This window comes from Agromyces sp. NPDC004153, assembly GCF_053603635.1.
In genome coordinates this window covers 949,771-969,555 of the sequence record NZ_JBSGFY010000002.1, presented here as the reverse complement: position 1 = coordinate 969,555, position 19,785 = coordinate 949,771, and the positions used below count along the sequence as shown (strand labels likewise).

At 72.0% G+C, this 19,785-nt stretch carries 17 protein-coding genes and 1 tRNA gene; 13 read left to right on the top strand and 5 right to left on the bottom strand.

From position 1 onward, the window contains the following. Positions 1-2: 2 nt before the first annotated feature. From ACWEOH_RS18460 to ACWEOH_RS18440, 5 genes are all read left to right on the top strand, one after another. The gene (locus ACWEOH_RS18460; RefSeq protein WP_452033449.1) at positions 3-377 is read left to right on the top strand and encodes a DUF1304 family protein; all 375 of its coding nucleotides are present in this window, start codon (positions 3-5) and stop codon (positions 375-377) included. Positions 378-430: 53 nt separating this feature from the next. Further along, a tRNA-Met gene (locus tag ACWEOH_RS18455) sits at positions 431-507 on the top strand. A gap of 101 nt (positions 508-608) precedes the next feature. Then, entirely contained in the window at positions 609-1,487 is an 879-nt protein-coding gene (locus tag ACWEOH_RS18450) for a hypothetical protein (protein ID WP_452033447.1), read from the top strand. A gap of 115 nt (positions 1,488-1,602) precedes the next feature. Then, complete coding sequence (locus ACWEOH_RS18445; protein WP_452033445.1) at positions 1,603-2,883, top strand: low temperature requirement protein A; 1,281 nt, start codon at positions 1,603-1,605, stop codon at positions 2,881-2,883. Positions 2,884-2,947: 64 nt separating this feature from the next. After that, positions 2,948-3,781 (top strand): carbon-nitrogen hydrolase family protein, encoded by an 834-nt coding sequence (locus tag ACWEOH_RS18440; RefSeq protein ID WP_452033443.1) that lies wholly within the window; start codon positions 2,948-2,950, stop codon positions 3,779-3,781. Between the two features lie 99 nt (positions 3,782-3,880). Here the strand turns inward: ACWEOH_RS18440 and ACWEOH_RS18435 are convergent, their stop codons facing one another. Next, positions 3,881-5,098 (bottom strand): aminotransferase class I/II-fold pyridoxal phosphate-dependent enzyme, encoded by a 1,218-nt coding sequence (locus ACWEOH_RS18435; protein WP_452033441.1) that lies wholly within the window; start codon positions 5,096-5,098, stop codon positions 3,881-3,883. A gap of 169 nt (positions 5,099-5,267) precedes the next feature. Between ACWEOH_RS18435 and ACWEOH_RS18430 the strand changes: the two genes are divergently transcribed. The 5 genes from ACWEOH_RS18430 to ACWEOH_RS18410 all read left to right on the top strand — a co-directional run bounded on the left by ACWEOH_RS18430 (position 5,268) and on the right by ACWEOH_RS18410 (position 11,286). After that, complete coding sequence (locus ACWEOH_RS18430) at positions 5,268-7,016, top strand: S1C family serine protease (RefSeq protein WP_452033439.1); 1,749 nt, start codon at positions 5,268-5,270, stop codon at positions 7,014-7,016. A gap of 111 nt (positions 7,017-7,127) precedes the next feature. Beyond that, on the top strand, positions 7,128-8,183 hold the full coding sequence (locus ACWEOH_RS18425) for a glycosyltransferase family 2 protein (protein WP_452033437.1): 1,056 nt from the start codon (positions 7,128-7,130) through the stop codon (positions 8,181-8,183). Positions 8,184-8,188: 5 nt separating this feature from the next. After that, complete coding sequence (locus ACWEOH_RS18420) at positions 8,189-9,001, top strand: CDP-alcohol phosphatidyltransferase family protein (protein WP_452033435.1); 813 nt, start codon at positions 8,189-8,191, stop codon at positions 8,999-9,001. 58 nt (positions 9,002-9,059) lie between these two features. Beyond that, entirely contained in the window at positions 9,060-9,905 is an 846-nt protein-coding gene (locus tag ACWEOH_RS18415; RefSeq protein ID WP_452033913.1) for a glycosyltransferase family 2 protein, read from the top strand. A gap of 88 nt (positions 9,906-9,993) precedes the next feature. Then, entirely contained in the window at positions 9,994-11,286 is a 1,293-nt protein-coding gene (locus ACWEOH_RS18410) for a hypothetical protein (protein ID WP_452033433.1), read from the top strand. A gap of 26 nt (positions 11,287-11,312) precedes the next feature. Here ACWEOH_RS18410 and ACWEOH_RS18405 read toward each other — a convergent pair whose 3' ends face one another. The 3 genes from ACWEOH_RS18405 to ACWEOH_RS18395 all read right to left on the bottom strand — a co-directional run bounded on the left by ACWEOH_RS18405 (position 11,313) and on the right by ACWEOH_RS18395 (position 14,096). Further along, positions 11,313-12,419, bottom strand: a complete 1,107-nt coding sequence (locus ACWEOH_RS18405) for a hypothetical protein (RefSeq protein WP_452033432.1) — start codon at positions 12,417-12,419, stop codon at positions 11,313-11,315. Between the two features lie 85 nt (positions 12,420-12,504). Continuing rightward, a complete protein-coding gene (locus ACWEOH_RS18400; RefSeq protein WP_452033430.1) occupies positions 12,505-13,278 on the bottom strand; it encodes an ABC transporter ATP-binding protein in 774 nt (257 codons plus the stop codon). Next, complete coding sequence (locus ACWEOH_RS18395; RefSeq protein WP_452033428.1) at positions 13,278-14,096, bottom strand: ABC transporter permease; 819 nt, start codon at positions 14,094-14,096, stop codon at positions 13,278-13,280. The genes ACWEOH_RS18400 and ACWEOH_RS18395 overlap by 1 nt, the downstream gene beginning before the upstream one ends. Positions 14,097-14,197: 101 nt before the next feature. On the opposite strand from ACWEOH_RS18395, the gene ACWEOH_RS18390 reads away from it, so the two are divergent. Next, positions 14,198-14,758: an ECF transporter S component gene (locus ACWEOH_RS18390; protein ID WP_452033426.1), complete on the top strand. Its 561-nt coding sequence runs from the start codon at positions 14,198-14,200 to the stop codon at positions 14,756-14,758. Between the two features lie 111 nt (positions 14,759-14,869). On the opposite strand, the gene ACWEOH_RS18385 is transcribed toward ACWEOH_RS18390, so the two are convergent. Continuing rightward, the gene (locus ACWEOH_RS18385; RefSeq protein ID WP_274379501.1) at positions 14,870-15,559 is read right to left on the bottom strand and encodes a phosphocholine cytidylyltransferase family protein; all 690 of its coding nucleotides are present in this window, start codon (positions 15,557-15,559) and stop codon (positions 14,870-14,872) included. Between the two features lie 257 nt (positions 15,560-15,816). On the opposite strand from ACWEOH_RS18385, the gene ACWEOH_RS18380 reads away from it, so the two are divergent. Both ACWEOH_RS18380 and ACWEOH_RS18375 read left to right on the top strand, forming a co-directional pair. After that, positions 15,817-18,186 carry an ATP-binding cassette domain-containing protein gene (locus ACWEOH_RS18380; RefSeq protein WP_452033424.1) on the top strand — a complete coding sequence of 790 codons (2,370 nt, stop codon included), beginning with the start codon at positions 15,817-15,819 and terminating at the stop codon, positions 18,184-18,186. Further along, positions 18,162-19,736: a hypothetical protein gene (locus tag ACWEOH_RS18375; protein WP_452033422.1), complete on the top strand. Its 1,575-nt coding sequence runs from the start codon at positions 18,162-18,164 to the stop codon at positions 19,734-19,736. The genes ACWEOH_RS18380 and ACWEOH_RS18375 overlap by 25 nt, the downstream gene beginning before the upstream one ends. The last annotated feature ends 49 nt before the right edge of the window (positions 19,737-19,785 follow it).

Here is a 19,785-nt window from a genome sequence, read left to right as displayed (position 1 = left end):
GTATGGGCGTGGTCGCGCAGGTGCTCGCGGTCGTCGAAGGGCTCGCCCTGATCGTGGTCGGGATCATCACGGCGTTCTTCTTCCGCAGCCCGCGGCTCTTCAAGTTCCTCTACATCCAGCCGGGGGACCAGGAGGCAGTGCGGCCGTGGGCCGTCTACAGCGGGTACGTCAACATGCTGTGGGGACTCGGGGTGCTCGCCGGCGTTCTGGCCGTGAACCTCGGCTTCCCCGAGGCCGGCCGCACCCTCGTGGCGTTCACGAGCATCGTCCTCGTCGTGCTCGGCTTCGTCATCGTCTTCACCGAGATCCGGTACTGGCGCAACGTGATCGTGCTGGTGGCGTTGCCCGTGCTCGTCATCATCGCCATGCTCGTCTGAGCCGGGCTCGATTGGACGACGGATGACCCGCATGCTAGTGTTATCTCTTGTGCCGCGGGGTGGAGCAGCTCGGTAGCTCGCTGGGCTCATAACCCAGAGGTCGTAGGTTCAAATCCTGCCCCCGCAACCAGAAACGGAAGATCCCGGTCTCATCACGAGGCCGGGATCTTCTGCATTCCCGGCTCGTTCCGGTGGCGCGATGGCCCTCCGGCGACCCCTAGGATCAACTCGATGTCTGCCATCGGGAAGTCCACCGCCGCGCTCCTCGCCTTCGTCGTCCTCATGTTCTGCAGCTTCGCCGTGCAGGTCTCGATCGCGCAGGCCGAGCAGCGGCACGTGGCGGAGGCCGAGCAGTCGGCTGCCGAGCGTGCATCGTCCGCCGACCGCTGGCAGCGCGCCGTCGCCGCCGCACGGCGCAGCGTCGAGCCCGTCGCGGTCGCGGCTCGCGCGGCCATGGAATCGGCGGGCGACCTTGCGGATGCCGAGGCGACCACCGCGCTGGACGGCGCCGTCACCGAGCTGGACCGGGCGATGGAGGGGCGGGACCTCGGCGCGATGGGCGCCGCTCGAACGGCGGTGCGCGCCGCGCACGCGGTGTTCCTCGAGGCCGTCTGCGCCGGCGCCGAAGCCCGCGTCGCGGCGAACGGCTCGGCCGACCAGGCGGCGAAGGACGAGACGGCGTCGGCGATCGCGGACGTCCGTGCAGCGGTGGCCGACGGCGAGGACACCGTAGAACCGCTCGAGCGGCTGCGTTCCGCGAGCGATCGCGTCGTCGCCTCCCACGCCGCCAACGTCGCAGCTGCAGCGGCGGCCGCCGCCGCGGCTGCGGCCGGCGGGGCTGAGGAGGAGGGATCCGGCGCCTCGTCGTCCACCACGCCGCGTCCTCCGAGCACGCCGCTGGTCACGGGCTTCGCGCCCCAGCCGCCTCTCCGCGTCGAGGCGGCGGGCGACTACCGTCCCGGTTGCGAGACGGAGCTCACCTGGGACTGGTGGTACCCCGACTCCGCCACCGGCTACGTGCTGGTCGCGCCCGCCTATCCGTACGACTACGAGGTGATGTGGTTCGAGGGTCGCTGGATGGGCGTGAAGTCGCTGCCCTGCCTGGTGTGACGCACGCCGGCTCCGTGGCGTCACCTGACCGCATGGCCGCGTCGAAATGCACTTGGGCGCGGAGACCACGCTCCTCGGGTGGACGACCTGAGCTCGTCTTCCCTATCCTGATCGCGTGTCAGCACCCGACCCGGTCGTCGAGTACGTGCGCCCGCACGGTCTCCGACGAATGCTCGGTCGTGATCCGCGCGAGCCGCATCGCACGGTCACCCCACTGGAACTGCTGTTCGACTTGACGTTCGTCGTGGCGTTCGCGCAGGCGGGCGACCAACTCGCGCACTACGTCGCGGAGGCGCACATCTCGGTCGCCGTCTGGGGTTTCGCGTTCGTCCTGCTGTCGGTGTGCTGGGCGTGGATCAACTTCACGTGGTTCGCGTCGGCGTTCGACACGGACGACTGGCTGCAGCGCATTCTGACGATGGTGCAGATGGTCGGCGTCATCGTGCTCGCGCTCGGCATCCCGGCGGTCTTCCAGTCGATCGACCGCGGCGGCCCGTTCGACTTCGTGCTCGTCGCCGTGGGGTACGTCGTCATGCGAGCGTCGCTGGTGCTGATGTGGTTGCGCGTCGCCAGGGAGGATCCCGCCAACCGGCGGGTCGCCCTGCGCTACGCGGGCTTCAACGTGGTGATCCAGGCCGGCTGGCTGACGGTCGCGCTGGTCGGGATCGCGGATACCGCCGTCCTCGTCGCGGTGCTCGTCGCCCTCTGGATCGCCGAGTTCGCCGGGCATCCGTTCGCGACGTGGAACGCCAAGGGTGCGGACGACAGCTGGCAGGGAACCCCGTGGAACGCCCGCCACATCGCGGAGCGGTACGGCCTGATGGTGATCATCACGCTGGGCGAGGGCATCCTCGGGACCATCGCCGCCGTCGCCGCCGTGGTCGCGCACGTGGGCTGGAGCAGCGAGGCGGTGCTCATCGTCATCGCGGGCACCGGACTCACGTTCGGCCTCTGGTGGACCTACTTCATCCTTCCGTCGGCACCCGTCCTCGCTCGGCACCGCGAGCGGAAGTGGGCGTGGGGTTACGGTCACATCGTCCTCTTCGGCGGGCTGGCGGCGGTCGGCGCCGGGCTGCACGTGGCCGCGTACGCCGCTGAGGGGGAGACGTCCATCGGCACGACCGGCGTCGTGCTGGCAGTCGCCATCCCCGTGTTCGTCTTCCTGGTGGCGTACTTCGTGCTCTGGTCGATCCTCTTCCGCGCCGTCGACCCGTTCCATGTGCTCCTCGCGGCGGGAATGATCGCCTTCCTGGTGCTCGGTGTCATGCTCGCCGTTGCCGGCCTCCCCCTGGGGTGGTGCCTCTTCGTCGTGATGCTGTCGCCCTTCGTCGTCGCCGTCGGCTACGAGACGGCCGGGTATCGGCACGTCGAGGCCGACGTCCGCCGGGAGAGTTGAACGTCCAGCAGGAGCGGTGCGCAGGGGAGGTCGCCGCGGCATCCGTGCGCCGTAGGCTGTGGGCATGGAGCCTGTGGACGCGGCCTCGGCCGGATTCCCGATCGCCGTCGCCCAGTTCGCGCCGGGTGCCGACGCCGACGCGAACCTCGCCGAGATCACCCGGCTCGTCGAGCTCGCGGTCGCACGGAGCGCGCGGCTCGTCGTGCTCCCCGAGTACTCGAGCTGGTTCACCGCCGAGCCGGGTCCCGAGTGGCACGCCAATGCAGAGCGCGTCGGCGGTCGGTTCACCGAGCGGCTCGCCGAACTGGCGACCCGCCTCGACGTGCACCTCGTCGCCGGCATGATCGAGCGGCTCGACGGCGAGGAGCACCGCGTGGGCAACACCGTGGTCGCCGTCGCGCCGGGCGGGGACGTCGTCGCGCGATACCGCAAACTGCACCTGTACGACGCGTTCGGGCAGCGCGAGTCCGCGTGGGTGGCGCCGGGCGAGATCGCCGCGCCCGAGGTGTTCGAGGCGGGCGGCCTGCGGTTCGGGCTGCAGACCTGTTACGACGTGCGGTTCCCCGAGGTGACGCGGCGCATCGTCGACGCGGGCGCCGACGTGGTGTGCATGCCCGCCGAGTGGGTGCGCGGACCGCTGAAGGAGTCGCACTGGCGGGTCCTCACGACGGCCCGCGCCCTCGAGAACACGATGTACGTCGCGGCCGCCGACCACGCCCCGCCGGTGGGTGCGGGCAACAGCATGGTCGTCGACCCGATGGGCGTCGAGGTGGCCACGATCGGCGAGGGCACGGATGTCGCGGTCGCCTGGGTGTCGCGCGAGCGCATCGACGCCGTGCGACGACTCAACCCGGCGCTCGCGCTCCGCCGTTTCGGCGTGACCGAGCGCCGCGGCTGAGCCGGAGGCCGGCGCAACCGCTCCTGACTGAGCCGGAGGCCGGCGCAACCGCTCCTGACCGAGCCGGAGGCCGGCGCAACGGCTCCTGACCGAGCCGGTTCAGCCGACCCCGAGCCCCGCGAGCCGGGCCGACGCGTCCTCGAGCACCGCGTGCCGCTTGCAGAACGCGAACCGCACGAGGCTGCGGTACGCGTCCTGGCGGTCGGGGTGCACGAACGCCGACACGGGGACGCCGACGACCCCGGCGCGCTCGGGCAGCTCCCGGCACAGCACGGCGCCGTCGCGGTAGCCGAGGGGCGCGGCATCCGCGACGATGAAGTAGCCCGCCTCAGGTCGCGAGACCGCGAAGCCGGCAGTCTCGAGGCCGCCCGCGAGCAGGTCGCGCTTCGCACCGAGCTCGGCGGCGGCCTCCGCGAAGAACGCATCGGGCAGGCCCAGCCCGGTCGCGATCGCCGGCTGGAACGGCGCGCCGTTCACGAACGTGAGGTACTGCTTCACGGCGAGCACGGCGGTCACGAGGGGGGCGGGTGCGGTGATCCAGCCGATCTTCCAGCCGGTCGTCGAGAACGTCTTGCCGCCCGACGAGATGGACACCGTGCGCTCCCAGGCCCCGGGCAGGGTCGCGATGGGGACGTGCCGGGCGCCGAAGGTGAGGTGCTCGTACACCTCGTCCGTGACGATGATCGCGTCGTGCCGCGCGGCGAGGCGCACGACGAGCTCGAGCGTCTCGAGGTCGAGCACCGCGCCCGTGGGGTTGTGCGGCGAGTTCACGAGGATGACGCGCGTGCGATCGGTGACCGCCGCCTCGAGCTCGGCCGCGTCGGGTCGCCAGTCGGGGAATCTGAGCGGCACCGTGCGATGCACGCCGCCGGCACGTGCCACGAGGGCCGCGTAGGCGTCGTAGTAGGGCTCGAACGTCACGACCTCGTCGCCGGCGTCGACGAACGCGAGGAGGGTCGCGGCGAGCGCCTCCGTCGCGCCCGCGGTCACGAGCACCTCGGATGCCGCGTCGACCTCGAGCCCGTACCAGCGGCGCTGGTGCGCTGCGATCGCCTCGCGCAGCACGGGCATGCCGATGCCCGGCGGGTACTGGTTGACGCCGTCGGCGATGGCCTGCCGGGCTGCGTCGAGCACCTCGACGGGCCCGTCCTCGTCGGGGAACCCCTGGCCGAGGTTGATCGCGCCGGTGCGTGCGGCGAGGGCGCTCATCTCGGCGAAGATCGTGGCGGCGATGCGGCCGTCGGCGTCGAGCAGGCCGGCGCCGGCGGCCGTGCGCTGCCAGGGCTGCAGGCCGGGTGCTGGGGAGAAGTCGCTCACGCTCTCACCGTACGTCAGGGTGGGGCCGCTACGCTGGCGCACGGGTTCGACGGGGCGCCGTCGCCGCATTCGGGGGACTCACCGCCTGGTGATAGCCGGATCACAGACTTCGCCGATGCCGCACACAGACTCGCGCGGGATGCTGGCATCGCTTTGGAAGGAGCAGACCATGACCGACACCACGGACGGTTCGACGGGGGAGGCCCGCGAGGGCGTCGTCGACGCCACCTCCGCAACCCCTGAGCCCGCCGCGAGCCAGGCCGCGGAGGCCGCCGCGACGACCCCCGAGACCCCCGCCGCGTCGTCGGAGACGCCGGCACCCGAGGCGGCGGCTCCGGCCGCGCCCGCCACCGCTCCCGCGACGCAGGCTCCGCCCGCGCCCGCCACCGCTCCCGCGACGCAGGCTCCGCCCGCGCCCGCCACCCCGGAGCCCGTCCCGGCCGCCCAGGCGACCGGCACGGTCTACCAGCCCGGCCAGGCCCCGCAGCCGTACGCCGCGTCCGCGCCCGCCGCCGCGGCATCCGCGCAGCAGACGGCCCCGACGCAGCCCGTGAGCGGCCAGGTGCCGCCCGCATTCGGCGGACCCCGCCCCGGCGACGCGCAGCCGACGGGCTCGAACGCCGGCGTGCCGCCGTACGGCACGCAGCCCGGCCAGCCCGCGCAGGCCGGCCAGCCCGCGCCCAAGCAGCGCCGGGTGGGCCTCGGCGTCGCCGCCGCCATCGTCGCTGCCGCCCTCATCGGCGGCGCGTCGGGCGCCGGCATCACGGCGCTCATCTCGAGCAACCAGGCTCCCGCGACGAGCGACAGCGCCGGCAGCGCGCAGAACATCGTCGTCAACGACACCGACTCGGTGAACCAGATCACCGCGGTGGCCGCGAAGGCCAGCCCGAGCGTCGTGACCATCTCGGTCAGCGGCGGCCAGGCCGGCGGCACGGGTTCGGGCATCATCCTGTCGGACGACGGCTACGTGCTCACCAACACGCACGTCGTGACCCTCGACGGCGCCACCGGCGACCCGACCATCCAGGTCAAGACGAGCGACGGCCACCTCTACGCGGCGGAGCTCGTCGGCACCGACCCGCTGTCCGACCTCGCGGTGATCAAGCTCGTCGACGCGTCGGGCCTCACGCCGCTCGAGTTCGCCGACTCCGACAAGCTCAACGTCGGCGACACGGCGATCGCGATCGGCGCGCCGCTCGGCCTCTCGGGCACCGTGACGAACGGCATCATCAGCGCCCTCAACCGCTCGATCGACGTGGCCTCATCGGCCGCGCCGACGACGCCCGACGACTCCCAGGGCGACTCGGGCGAGGGCGACCAGGGCCAGGGCGACGGCGAGAGCCCGTTCGACTTCTTCTTCGACCTGCCCGACCCCGACAGCGGTGAGTCGCAGGCGCCGCAGGCGTCGGCCGGCCAGGTGTCGCTCCCGGTCATCCAGACGGATGCCGCGATCAACCCGGGCAACTCGGGCGGTGCGCTGCTCGACTCCGAGGGCAAGCTCATCGGCGTGAACGTCGCGATCCTCTCGGCGGGCGGCTCGAGCACCGAGGCCGGCAACATCGGCGTCGGGTTCGCGGTGCCGTCCAACCTCGCGAAGCGCATCTCCGAGGAGATCATCGAGAGCGGGGCGGCGACGCACGGCCTCCTCGGGGCGACCGTCACGTCGGCCGAGGCCGACGGCCAGAGCGACACCGTCGGCGCCCTCATCTCCGAGGTGAGCTCGGGCGGCGCGGCCGAGCAGGCGGGCCTGCAGGCCGGCGACGTGGTCACCGAGTTCAACGGCGTGCCGATCACCGACCAGACCGACCTGACCGCGCAGGTGCGTGCGCTGCCCGGCGGCGCGGAGGCGGAGATCACCTTCACCCGCGACGGCGACTCGCAGACCGCGACCGTGACGCTCGGCACCTTCGAGGGCTGACGCTCGCACGACCGGTCGGACGACGGGGCCGGGGTCCATGGGACCCCGGCCCCTTCAGCGTCCGCGAACCCACCGGCTGCTAGGCTCGATCGACCCGAGCGAGTGAGGAACATGCCCGAGCAGCACCATGAGGCGGCAGCGTCGCCGCTCGTCGGCGTCTCCTACGTCATGCCCGTGCTGAACGACGCCTCGCACGTGCGCGCGGCCGTGGAGTCGATCCTCGAGCAGGACTACGCCGGCCCCGTCGAAGTGCTCATCGCGCTCGGCCCGTCGATCGACGGCACCGCCGAGCTCGTGGCCGACCTCGCCGCCCGCGACGCCCGCGTTCGCGTGCTCGAGAACGAGGTGGGCTCCACCCCCTCGGGCCTCAACATCGGCATCCGCGCCGCGCAGTTCCCCGTGGTGGTGCGCGTCGACTCGCACTCCATGCTCCCCGTCGACTACGCCCGCGTCGCCGTGGGCGTGCTCGAGCGCACGGGCGCCGACAACGTCGGCGGCATCATGGACGCCCGCGGCGAGACGCCCTTCGAACAGGCCGTGGCGCTCGCCTACACGACGAAGGTCGGCCTCGGCGGATCGGCGTTCCACGTCGGCGGCGCCGAGGGCCCGGCCGAGACCGTGTACCTCGGGGTCTTCCGCCGCACTGCGCTCGAGCGCGTCGGCCTGTTCGACGAGACCATCAAGCGCGGCCAGGACTGGGAGCTCAACCGCCGCCTCCGCGAGACCGGCGGCACCGTCTGGTTCACGCCCGAGCTCGCGGTCACCTACCGTCCCCGGTCGAGCGTGGAGCGCCTCGCACGCCAGATGTTCTCGACGGGCCTGTGGCGCGGCGAGCTCGCCCGGCGCTTCCCGTCGGCCAACGGCATCCGCTACTTCATCCCGCCGGCCATGGTGGTGGGCGTGACGCTCGGGCTCATCCTCGGCCTCATCGGCCTCGTGCAGGCCGCCATGGGCGCGACGCCGTGGCTGCTCGTGGGCTTCCTCGTGCCCGCGGCCTACCTGCTCTTCGTCGTCGTCGCGACGCTCGCCTACGCCCGCGGCCGCGGAGCCGCCGTGGCGTGGTGGTTTCTCGTAGTCTTGCCCTGCATACACGTCTCGTGGGGAGTGGGCTTCGTGCTCGGCTACCTCTCGCTGACGAGCAACATCGCACAGCACACGGGAAGGTGACGCGGATGTCACAAGCCGGTCCGGCCCAGGCCAGGCCCACGAGCATCGCCGAGCTCCGCGCCGTCACCCAGCCGCCCGAGGTCCGCGGCCGACGCAACGCCGAGCACTGGACGGCGTCGCTCTACCTCCGTCGTTTCTCGCCGTACCTCACCTGGTTCCTGCTCAAGACCCCGATCTCCGCCAACGGCGTCACGGGCCTCATGATCCTCGTCGGCTGGTCGACCGCCGCGGCCCTGCTCATCCCGGGCATCTGGGGCGCGCTGCTCGCGGTCGTGCTCGGCCAGCTGCAGATGCTCGTCGACTGCTGCGACGGCGAGGTCGCCCGCTGGCGCCGCACGTCGTCGCCCGCCGGCGTCTTCCTCGACAAGGTCGGCCACTACACGACCGAGGCACTCATCCCGCTCGCGCTCGGCATCCGCGCCGCCGCGTACCCGCTCGAGTTCCCGGCCGACTTCCTCTGGACGACCGTCGGCGCCCTCCTCGCACTCGTCATCGTGCTGAACAAGGCGCTCAACGACATGGTGCACGTGGCCCGCGCGAACGCCGGCCTGCCGAAGCTCGCCGACACGCACGGCGAGACCGCGCCGCGCGGCGGGCTCATCGCGAAGCTCCGCAAGGCCGCGCGCTTCCTGCCGTTCCACCGCCTGTACCACTCGGTCGAGCTCACGCTCATCGCGCTCGCCGCGGCCATCGTGGGCCTCTTCGCCGGGCAGCCGCTCGTCGACCGCATCGTCGTGATCGCGCTGCTGCCGCTCGCGGCGCTCTCGCTCCTGGGGCACTTCGTCGCGATCATGGCCTCCCGCCGTGTCCGGTCCTGACCGCTCGTTCCCTCAGCCCGTCGAAGGGCGGCCGCGGGTCGGCGTGGTGGTGCTCACCATGGGCACGCGGCCCGACGACCTCGCGCGCGGCATCCGGAGCGTGCTCGAGCAGCAGGACGTCGTCGTCGACGTCGTGTGCGTCGGCAACGGCTGGAACCCCGCGACCGCCGAGCCGCCGCTGCCGGGTGCGGTGAAGACGCTGCACCTGCCCGAGAACCTCGGCATCCCCGCCGGACGCAACCGCGGCGTGCCCGAGGTGTCGGGCGACGTGCTGTTCTTCCTCGACGACGACGCGTTCCTGCCGAGCCCGCGGTTCCTGGCCGACGGATGCCGCGAGCTCGCCGACCGGCCCGAGCTCGGCCTCATCCAGCCCCGCGTCGTCGATCCCACCGGCAAGGTCTCGCCGCGGAGGTGGATCCCGCGCATCCGCAAGGGCGACCCGGCGCACTCGAGCCCCGTGTTCTCGTGCTGGGAGGGCGCCGTGCTCATGCCGCGCGCGGTGTTCGACGCCACGGGCGGCTGGGCCGATCCGTTCTTCTACGCGCACGAGGGCATCGAGCTGGCGTGGCGCGTGTGGGACACCGGCCACGTCGCCTGGTACGCGGGCGACCTCGAGGCGGGGCATCCGGTCATCGACCCTGCACGCCACGCGTACTACTACCGGCTCAACGCGCGGAACCGCGTGTGGCTCGCGCGGCGCAACCTGCCGCTCGTGCTCGTGCCCCTCTACGTCGGCTCGTGGACGGCGATCCAGGTGCTGCGCTGGTTCCGCAACCCGTCGGCGCTGCAGGCGTGGTTCGGCGGCTGGCGCGCGGGCTGGCGCGAGGATCCGGGGGAGCGGCGCCCGATGCGGTGGCGCACGGTGTGGCGCATGACCCTCGCGGGCCGGCCGCCGATCGTCTGATCCCGGTCGTCGAGGAGCGCCGCGGGCGGCGGCGTCGCGCGACGTCTCGGGGCCGCGGGGCATCCGCGCCTTCGGTACCCTTGTGCGAGTGGGATTGCGGAGAGATGCACAGCGCGCCGTCAAGCTGGCCAAGGACATCATGTGGTCGCGGCGGGCGCAGCGCGAGCTGCTGAGGAAGCTGCGAGAGCTCCCGCCCCTCGAGCCGCACCGCTACCGCATCGGCGTGTACTTCGCCGACGGCCGCGTCAACCTCTACCAGCTGCGGCAGTGGTACAAGCCGCTGCTCGAGCTCTCGAAGCGGCATCCGGTGCTCATCCTCAGCCGCGCCTCGGGGTCGGCGCTCGAGCTCCTCGAGGAGTCGCCGCTGCCCGTCGCCTACGTGCGTCGCGTCGTCGACCTCGAGCAGGTCATCCACGACCAGGACCTGCACGTCGTGTTCTACGTGAACCAGAACGCGAAGAACTTCCAGATGATGCGCTACGGGCGGCGCTGGCACGTGTTCATCAACCACGGCGAGTCCGACAAGATGTACATGACCACCAACCAGTTCAAGGCCTACGACTACGCCTTCATCGCGGGCGACGCGGCCCGGGCCCGGCTCGAGAAGGTGCTCTGGGACTACGACTTCGACAAGCGCGCGATCCCGATCGGGAGGCCGCAGGCCGACCACTACCTCGATGGCTCGCCCCTGCCCTACACGCCCGACGAGCGGGAGGTCGTGCTCTACGCGCCCACGTGGGAGGGCGATCGCGGCGCGGCCGCCTACGGGTCGATCGCGACGCACGGCGTGCCGCTCGTGAGGGCCCTGCTCGCGACGGGCCGGCACCGGGTGATCTACCGGCCGCACCCGCGGTCGGGCGTCGTCGACCCCGACTACCGCGCGGCGAACCGCGAGATCATCGAGGCGATCGCGGCGGCGAACGCGGCCGACCCCTCCGCGCAGCACGTCTTCGACGACGGCCCCTCGCTCGGCTGGCAGCTCGCGGCGGCGGATGTCGCGATCGTCGACATCTCGGCGATGGTCTACGACCGGCTCGCCGCGGGAAAGCCGCTGCTCATCACGCGTCCGGTCAACCCAGAGGCGCAGATCGACACCGGCGGCTACCTGCAGGCGTGCGAGTGGCTCGACGCGCGCGACGGCGCCGCCATGCTCGCGCGCGTCGACGAGGTCGCGCACGACGCCGACGCGCTCGCGCGGCTCGAGGCGTGGGTCGAGCGGTACTTCGGCGACACGACGCCGGGCGTCACGACAGCGCGCTTCCACGAGGCCGTCGACCACCTCATGGCCGAGTGGGAGCGCTTCGCGGCGCTGCACGCGGGCGACGAGGAGGTCGACGAGTTCGAGGCGGACGACGAGGACGAGGCGGAGGCGCTGACCTAGGGGCCGGCGTCGTCCGATCCCCGCGGTCAGCTCGCGCGCTGGGCCTCGGACGTGTCATCGTCGTCGCGGCGTTCGGCGCCGGGAGCCGTCGCGTCCGACGGCGCCGGAGGCCGCGCGCCTGCTGCGTCGCTCTCGACCTCGCCGGTCTCGACGGCAGCGCCCGCCTCGACCGCCGCGTCGTCGCCCTTCCGCCGCCGGGTGATGCCGCGGCCCACCTTCGTCGCGGCGCCGCGGATGCCGCGACCGGTCGACGCGGCGAGCTCGCCGACGGCGACGCCGGCCCGGCCGATCCGCGAGCCCGTCGTGCGGAGGAACGTGTCGCCCTCGCGGGGCTCGAGCACGGCCGGGAGCACCGCGGGTGCCGCGCCGAAGGCGAGCCGCGACTGCTGCAGCACCTTGCGGCCGAGCAGGTGGTTGCCGGTGCCGCCGATGGCGGCGCCGATGCCGAACGGGATCGCCTTGCCGATGATGCCCGCGCCGCCGCGCACCGCGAACTGCCGCACGAACACGCGCCGCAGCTGGTCGACCATTGTGCCCATGAGCGCCTTCGGCATGCTGTTCGTGATGAGCTCGCCCCAGAAGACGTTGCGCGCCGGCCCACCCCCGGTCGCCTGCCCGGCGAACTGGCGAACGAGGTCGACGCCCTCGCGGCCGAGCATCAGCGTCATCACGAGCGCGCGGGCGCGGTCGGGGTTGTCCACGGGGATGCCGTGCACCTCGGCGACCGACTGCGCGAAGAGCGCGGTCGCCTCGAGGAACCCGGCCGTCTCGACGCCCGACAGCGCGAGCGTGATGCCCGTGCTGATGCCGGGGATCACCGCTGTGGCGCCGACGGCCGCGCCACCGGTCGTCACGGCCGCGAGGTAGCGGCGCTCGAGGATGCGCACGAGCTGCTCGGGCGTCGCGTTCGGCACGCGTCGACGGATGCCGCGGAGGTGCGCCAGCACGATCGGACGCTGGATCGACAGCACCATGTCGATGCCGCGCTCCATGCCCTGTGCTCGACCGGTGTCTGCGGGCCGCTCGCCCGCGGATCCACCCGGAGCCTGCGGCCGCTCGTCGGGCGCGCCGGGGGAGCCCTCCTGCGGAGCCGAGGGCCCCATCGAGGTGATCCTGTGCACCCGTTCGGCCATGCCGAGCATCATAGAGCGCGCACCCGGGTGAACCCCGGATCGCCGCCCGGGGCTCGTCACGCCTGGGCGGATGCGGTATACGGCGCTAGGTCGTGCCGTGCTCCGCGTTGTAGCGCTCGAGCACGTCGTCGATCGGCCCGTCGAGCACGAGGGCGCCCTTGTCGAGGTAGAGGCCGCGGGTGCAGAAGCGTCGCAGGTCGCGCTCGTTGTGCGAGACGAAGAACAGCGTGCGGCCCCCTTCGAGGAGCTCCTCGATGCGCTTGTAGCACTTCTCGCGGAACGCCTTGTCGCCGACGGCGAGCACCTCGTCGACGAGGATGATGGGCTCCTCGAGCTGCGAGATCACCGCGAAGGCGATGCGCACCTTCATGCCGCTCGAGAGGTGCTTGTAGGGCGTGTCGAGGAAGTCCGCGATGTCGGCGAACCCGATGATCTCGTCGAACTTCGCGTCGATCTGCGATCGCGTCATGCCGTGCAGGCCCGCCGTCAGGTACACGTTGTCGCGCACGGTCAGGTCGTCGACGAATCCGCCGGTGATCTCGATGAGCGGGGCGACGCCGCCCGTGACGACGACACGGCCTTCGTCGGGCATCATGACGCCCGCCACGAGCTTCAGGAGCGTCGACTTCCCCTGGCCGTTGCGTCCGACCACGCCGATGGCCTCGCCGGGCCGCACCTCCATCGTGAGGTTCCGCAGCGCCCAGAACTCACCGGGTCGCGTCCGACGCCGGCGCCCGGCGAGCAGGTCCTTGAACGACCGGCGACCGCGCCGGTTGCGGCGGAAGCGGATGCCGAGGCCCTCGGCACGGATCGCGTACGTCTCGGTGGCGGCGAGGGCGGCGGCCGCGGCATCCGTCATCAGATCTCCTTCAGCACCTGGCGCACGCTGCCCCGGAAGACGAGCAGCCCGATGACGAGCAGGGCGAGCGACATCGCCGCCGAGATCACGACGTTGAACCAGTCGAGCTCGTGCGGGAAGAAGCCCGCGCGATAGAGGCCGAAGATGCCCGAGAGGGGATTGAACGCCGCCCAGATGTGGAGCTCCTCCGGCAGGTTCTCGACGCCGTAGATGATCGGCGACGCGTAGAAGAGGAATCGCAGCACGAGCTTCACCGCCCGCTCGAGGTCGCGGAAGAACACCACGAGCGGCGCGACGATGAGCGCGACCCCGCACGTGAGGATCGCCTGGAGCAGGATCGCGAGCGGGAAGAACACGAGCTCCCAGCCCACCCGCGACCCGGGCGAGAAGATCACGAAGAGCGCGAGCACCGGCAGCGACAGCAGGAACTCGATGCCCTTCGAGAGCACGATGCGGTTCACCCAGATCGTGCGCGGGATCATCGTCGACCGCACGAGCTTCGCATCCTTCAGGAAGGCCCGCGTCGAGTCGGAGATCGCGCCGTTGAACCACATCCACGGCAGCAGCGCCGCGAGCAGGAACACGATGTAGGGTTCCGTGCCGACCGGTCGGTTGAACACCTGGGTGAACACGAACCAGTAGATGCCGGCCATCACGAGCGGGTCGAGGATCGACCAGAGGTACCCGAGCGCCGAGGTCGAGTAGCGCACCTTCAGGTCGCGGGTCGTGAGGAGCCAGAGGGAGTGCCGGTAACGGATCCACGCCGTCCGCTGGAGCGGATGCGAGTCTCCAGCACTCCCGACGGATACCGCGCTCATCACGATCTCATCGTAGATGCCATGCCGCGGTAGGTTTGGAAGCAGGCGGGCGGCGCGTGCCGCGCCCGGCCGTTCGGCCGCGCCAGTTCGGAAGGAGCGTCGTGCACCGCACCAGCACCCGTGTGCTCCTCAGCTGCGCCGCGATCGGCGTCGCCGGGGGGCTCGTTGCCGGGGCATCCGCCTACCTCGCCGCCGCGTTCGCGGCGTTCATCCCCGTGCTCTACGGGCTCACGATCGGCACGCACTTCCTCCCGAGCGCCGTCGCGCTGGCGCTCCTGCGGCGGCCGGGCGTCGCCGTGCTGGTCGGCTTCATCGCCGGGCTCGTCGGCGCCGTGTTCGCGCCGATCTGGATCTGGCGCTTCGTCGGCACCGGCCTGCTCGTCGGCGCCCTGCTCGAGCTGCCGTTCCTCGTCACCCGCTACCGCAACTGGAGCCCGTGGCTCTACTACCTCGCGGCCGGGTTCGCGGGCGTGGCGCTCGCCGTCGGCACGTTCGTCGTGCTCGGCGCGGAGCACTACGCGCCCTGGGCGTGGGCGCTCTACCTCGCGCTGTTCGTCGCGAGCCCGGTCTTCTTCACGTGGCTCGGCCGCGTCATCGCCGCGCAGCTGGCGAAGACGGGCGTGGCCCGGCAGTCGGTGGGCGACCGGCAGAACGCGGCCTAGACGCGAGCGGATGCCGCGCGGCATCCGCTCGGCTCCGAGGAGCGGAGCGTACCGAGACGCGAAGAGCGGATGCCGTCGGGCATCCGCTCTCCACTGCTGTGGTGCTTGCGATCACACGAAGTGGTTCGCACGCTCCAGGTCTTCGGCGAAGTCGATCTCGACCGCGTAGAGGTCGGAGATGTCCATCGGCTCGACGAGCATGCCCTGCTTCTCGATGGCGAGCTCGATGCCGCGCTCGAAGTAGTCCTGGTCGCCCACGCGCTGCAGGAACGCGAGGAGGGCCGCCTTGTCGCGGCTCGACACGTAGTTGATGCCGACCGCCTCACCGAGGCCGCCCTTGACGGTCTTCGAGAGCTCCTTGATGTAGCCCTCGGCGGTGGTGGTGTACTTGACCTCCTCGTCGGACACCTTCGCGGTGTTGACGGTCACGAACGACTGGTCGCGCTCGATGAACGGGAGGGCGCGGTCGAGGATGCGCGGGTCGAACACGACGTCGCCGTTCATCCAGAGCACGCCGCCCGCCTGCGACGCCGCGAGGGCGCGCATGAGGCTCTTCGAGGTGTTCGTCTGGTCGTACTCCTCGTTGTAGACGAACGACGCCTGCGGGAACGCCTCGATGATGTGCTCGAGCTTGTAGCCGACGACGATCGTCACGTTCGGGTCCTTGCCGAAGGCGTGCTCGATGTTGTCGAACTGCTGGCGCATGATGGTGCGGCCGTCGCTGAGCTCGGTGAGCGGTTTGGGGAGGGACCGTCCGAGCCGGCTCCCCATGCCGGCTGCCAGAATCACGATCTGGGTCACTGCATCTCCTTATGGTGGTCGGATGCCGCGGGCGATCGGCCCCTCGCCGATTCTTCACCCGTCGTTCATCCGGAAGTTCACATGTGGACACGCCGTTATGCCGATATACAGGGTACCGGGCGACCCCTTCGAGGAACGAGTCGAGCCCGACGTCGTAGTGCGATCGTGATGCGACGCTCAGGAAACCCACAGGTTCCCCCGCGCGTCGCATGACGACCCGACTGGGGAACGCGGGTCGCGGTTGGTAGGTTGTCTGGGTGACTTCCGTTTCGCGCTCCGAACACGACGACGAAGCTCCCGAAGGCACCGGCACGGGGGTGTCCGCCGAAGGGGGATCGTCCAGCGCGCCGCGCGCGCCGCGCGGGGCGTCGAAGCGCACGACGCGCTCGACGACCCCGAAGTCGGATGCCGCGTCCGCGTCCCGCACCGCCCGCTCCTCCGCCGCGAGGGGAACCGCGTCCAAGACCGCGGCGTCGCGCGCCGCCGCGACCGAGGGCGCGCCTGCCCGTGGCACGAGTTCGCGACCCGAGTCGTCGGGCGAGACCCCGAGCACGACCGCGCGCAAGGCGTCCACGGCGAAGAACACCGCCGCGAAGTCGTCAGCGGCGAAGTCGGCGGCGTCCAAGCCGGCCGCATCGAAGGCGGCCGCTTCGAAGCCGGTCGCCTCGAGGTCGACCGGGTCGCGCACGAACGTTGCGAAGACCGCCTCGACGGCTCCCGCGACCGAGGCGACGACCACGCCCGAAGCCGACGCGACGACCGCGAAGGCGCCGGCTGCCAAGCGCACCACCACGAAGCGCACCACCAGTCGCTCGACGTCGACTGCCGCACCGACCGAACCGGCCGACTCCGGGCAGGCGGATGCCGCGGCGGAGCCGAACCAGACCACGGGTTCGAAGCGCACTGCGGCATCGCGAGCCGCCTCTTCGAAGGCGGCATCCGCCCGCGGCGAGGCCACGAAGTCGGCGCGCGCCGCGCGCGCGTCGGCCGCCTCGTCCCAGCGCACCCGAGCGGCCGCGGCCGCGAGCACGAAGCGCCAGACGCAGCGCGTCGCGGCGTCGCTGACCACCGAGACCACGGCTGCCGAGCGCGCGACCCGCAAACCGGGATCCTCGACGCCGGTCCCGCCCACCGCGGACGCCGGCGCCGCCGAGGGCGCCGTCGACGAGACCACGCGCGAGCGCCCGATCGCACGCAGCACCGCCGCCCGCACCGCGGCCGCGGTCGCCGCGGCGGCGATCGCCGACGACGCGATCGCGGAGCCCGCGCACACCGCGCCGCGCGTGCCGGAATCGAACGGGGGCGAGAACCCGACGGCGGCCGCGGCATCCGTCAGCGAGGCGACCGCGATCGAAGCGCCTTCCATCGAGTCGACCGCCACCGAGTCGACCGCCACCGAGACGCCGGCCACCGATGCGCCCGCCGACCCGGTGGCCGACGCCGACCCGGTGGCCGAGACCGACCCGGCCGCGAACGTCGTGGCGGAGCCCGTCACCGAGACGCCCGCCGACCCGGTCGTCGAGGCCGACGCCAAGGCCGATCCGGTCGCAGGCGACGCACCGGTCACGGAGGCCACTGGCGTTTCGGAGGACACTGCGGTCGCCGAGTCCGCTCCCGTCGAGGCATCCGATGCGGCGCTCACGCTCGACGAGGCGCTCGCCGACGCCGCGGGTGTGGAGGTCGCCGGCAGCGACGTGAGCACTGAGATCGGGAGCCCCGCGGTCGCGGGTGCCGAGCTCGACGGCGACGGGGCATCCGATGACGTCACGGGCGAGCAGGCCGTGGCCGTGATCCTGGCGCCGCGCAAGCCCGCGCCGCGCAAGAAGCGCACGCTGCGCGTGGCGCGTCCCGCCCCGGCGGCCGACGCTCCGCGCGTGCTCGAGATCCAGGGCCTCGTGAAGCGGTTCGGCGACACCACCGCGGTCGATGGCATCTCGCTCGACGTGCGCACCGGGTCGTTCTACGGCATCGTCGGCCCGAACGGCGCCGGCAAGACCACGACGCTCTCGATGGTGACCGGCCTGCTGCGCCCCGACTCGGGCACCGTGCGGATCCACGGCGTCGACGCGTGGGGGGACCCGCGCGCGGCCAAGCGCCTGACCGGCGCGCTGCCCGACCGGCTCCGCCTCTTCGACCGCCTGACGGGCGCGCAGCTCCTCTACTACTCGGGCGCGCTCCGTGGGCTCGACGACCGCACGGTGCGCGATCGCAGCGCCGACCTCATCGCCGCGTTCGGCCTCGAGGACGCCATCGACCGCCTCGTTGCCGACTACTCGGCGGGCATGACCAAGAAGATCGCACTCGCCTGCGCGATGATCCACGCGCCGCGGCTGCTGGTGCTCGACGAGCCGTTCGAGTCGGTCGACCCGGTGTCGGCCGCGAACCTCACCGACATCCTCGAGCGCTTCGTGGAGGGCGGTGGCACCGTGCTGCTGTCGAGCCACGGCATGGACCTCATCGAGCGCGTGTGCGACTCCGCGGCGATCATCGTCGGCGGCCGGGTGCTGGCATCCGGAACCCTCGACGAGGTGCGCGCCGGACAGACCCTCGAAGACCGCTTCGTCGAGCTCGCCGGCGGACGCAAGGCAGCGGAAGGCATGGAATGGTTGCACAGTTTCTCCGACTGAAACTGCGCCTGCTCGGCAACATCTTCCGGCGGAGCCCCTGGCAGGTCGTCGGCATCGTCCTTGGACTCGTGTACGGCGTCGGCCTCGCCACGATCCTGTTCTTCACGCTCGTCGGCCTGCGGTTCGTCGACGACGTCGAGGTGATCCGCGACGTCTTCGTCATCGTGGGCGCCGCCGTGGTGATCGGCTTCGTGATCTTCCCGCTCGCGTTCGGCGTCGACGACACCATGGACCCCAGGCGTTTCGCGCTGTTCGGGGTGCCCGACCGCACGCTCGCGCTCGGGCTCGCGCTGGCCGCGTTCATCGGCATCCCCGCGTTCGTGCTCGCCATCGTGCTGGCCGGAACGGTGGTGACCTGGTCCAGGGGCTTCGGCGAGACGGTCTTCGCGCTCCTCTCCGCACTGCTGGCGTTCGGCACGTGCATCCTGATCGCGCGCGTCGCGACCGGCGTGGCATCCGTGCTGCTGGCGACCCGGCGCGCACGAGAGGTGAGCGGCGTGCTCGGGGTGCTGCTCGTGGTGCTGCTCTCGCCGGTCATCGTCGTGCTCGTCACGCTGGACTGGGCGAACTCGGGCCTGCGCGTGCTCGAGTCGTTCGCCGGCGTCGTCGGCTGGACCCCGCTCGGCGCGGCCTTCGCGGCCCCGGGTGATGCGGCCGCCGGAGACTGGGGTCCGGCGGTGCTGAAGCTCATCATCGCCGCGGCGACCCTCGGAGCCATCTGGCTCGCATGGCAGTCCCTCGTCGCGAAGATGCTCGTCACGCCCGGTCGCGAGGCGTCGGCCCGCAGCTACCGCGGCCTCGGCTGGTTCGATCGGATGCCGCACACGCCCACGGGTGCGGTCGCCGCCCGCAGCTTCACCTACTGGTTCCGCGACGCGCGCTACTGGGTGTCGATCATCATGGTGCCGATCGTGCCGGTGCTCGTGATCGTGCCGCTCGGCGTCGCCGGGATCCCGCTCGCGTACACGGCGCTCATCCCGGTGCCGCTCATGTGCCTCCTGCTCGGCTGGTCGCTGCACAACGACACGGCCTTCGACAGCACGGCCGTGTGGCTGCACACCGTGTCGGGCGTGCGCGGCGCGGCCGACCGCGCCGGTCGCCTGGTGCCCGTGCTCATCGCCGGCGTGGTCGTGATCGGACTCGGCAGCGCGGTCACGGTGTTCGTGCTCGACGACTGGCGCCTGCTGCCCGCACTCGTCGGCGTGAGCGCCGCTCTGCTGCTCGGCGGCCTCGGCGTCAGCTCGATCGTCTCGGCCAGGTTCCCGTACCCGGCCGTGAAACCCGGCGACAGTCCGTTCCAGCAGCCGCAGTCGACCGGTGCCATCACGGCGCTCGTGCAGTCGATCACGATGCTCGGCTCGCTGCTCATCGCCGCCCCGGCCGTCGCGTTCGCCGCGCTCGGCCTCTTCGACGACCCGTCGTGGTACATGGCGTCGTTCGCGGCGGGCGTCGGCCTCGGCGTCGCCGTGCTCGCGGCCGGCATCGCGCTCGGCGGTCGCGTGTTCGACCACCGCGGACCCGAGATCCTCGCGGCGGCGCTGCGCGCGTAGCCGGCGAGCGGATGCCGGGAGCAGGTCGTGCCCGACCGGCGGGCACCGT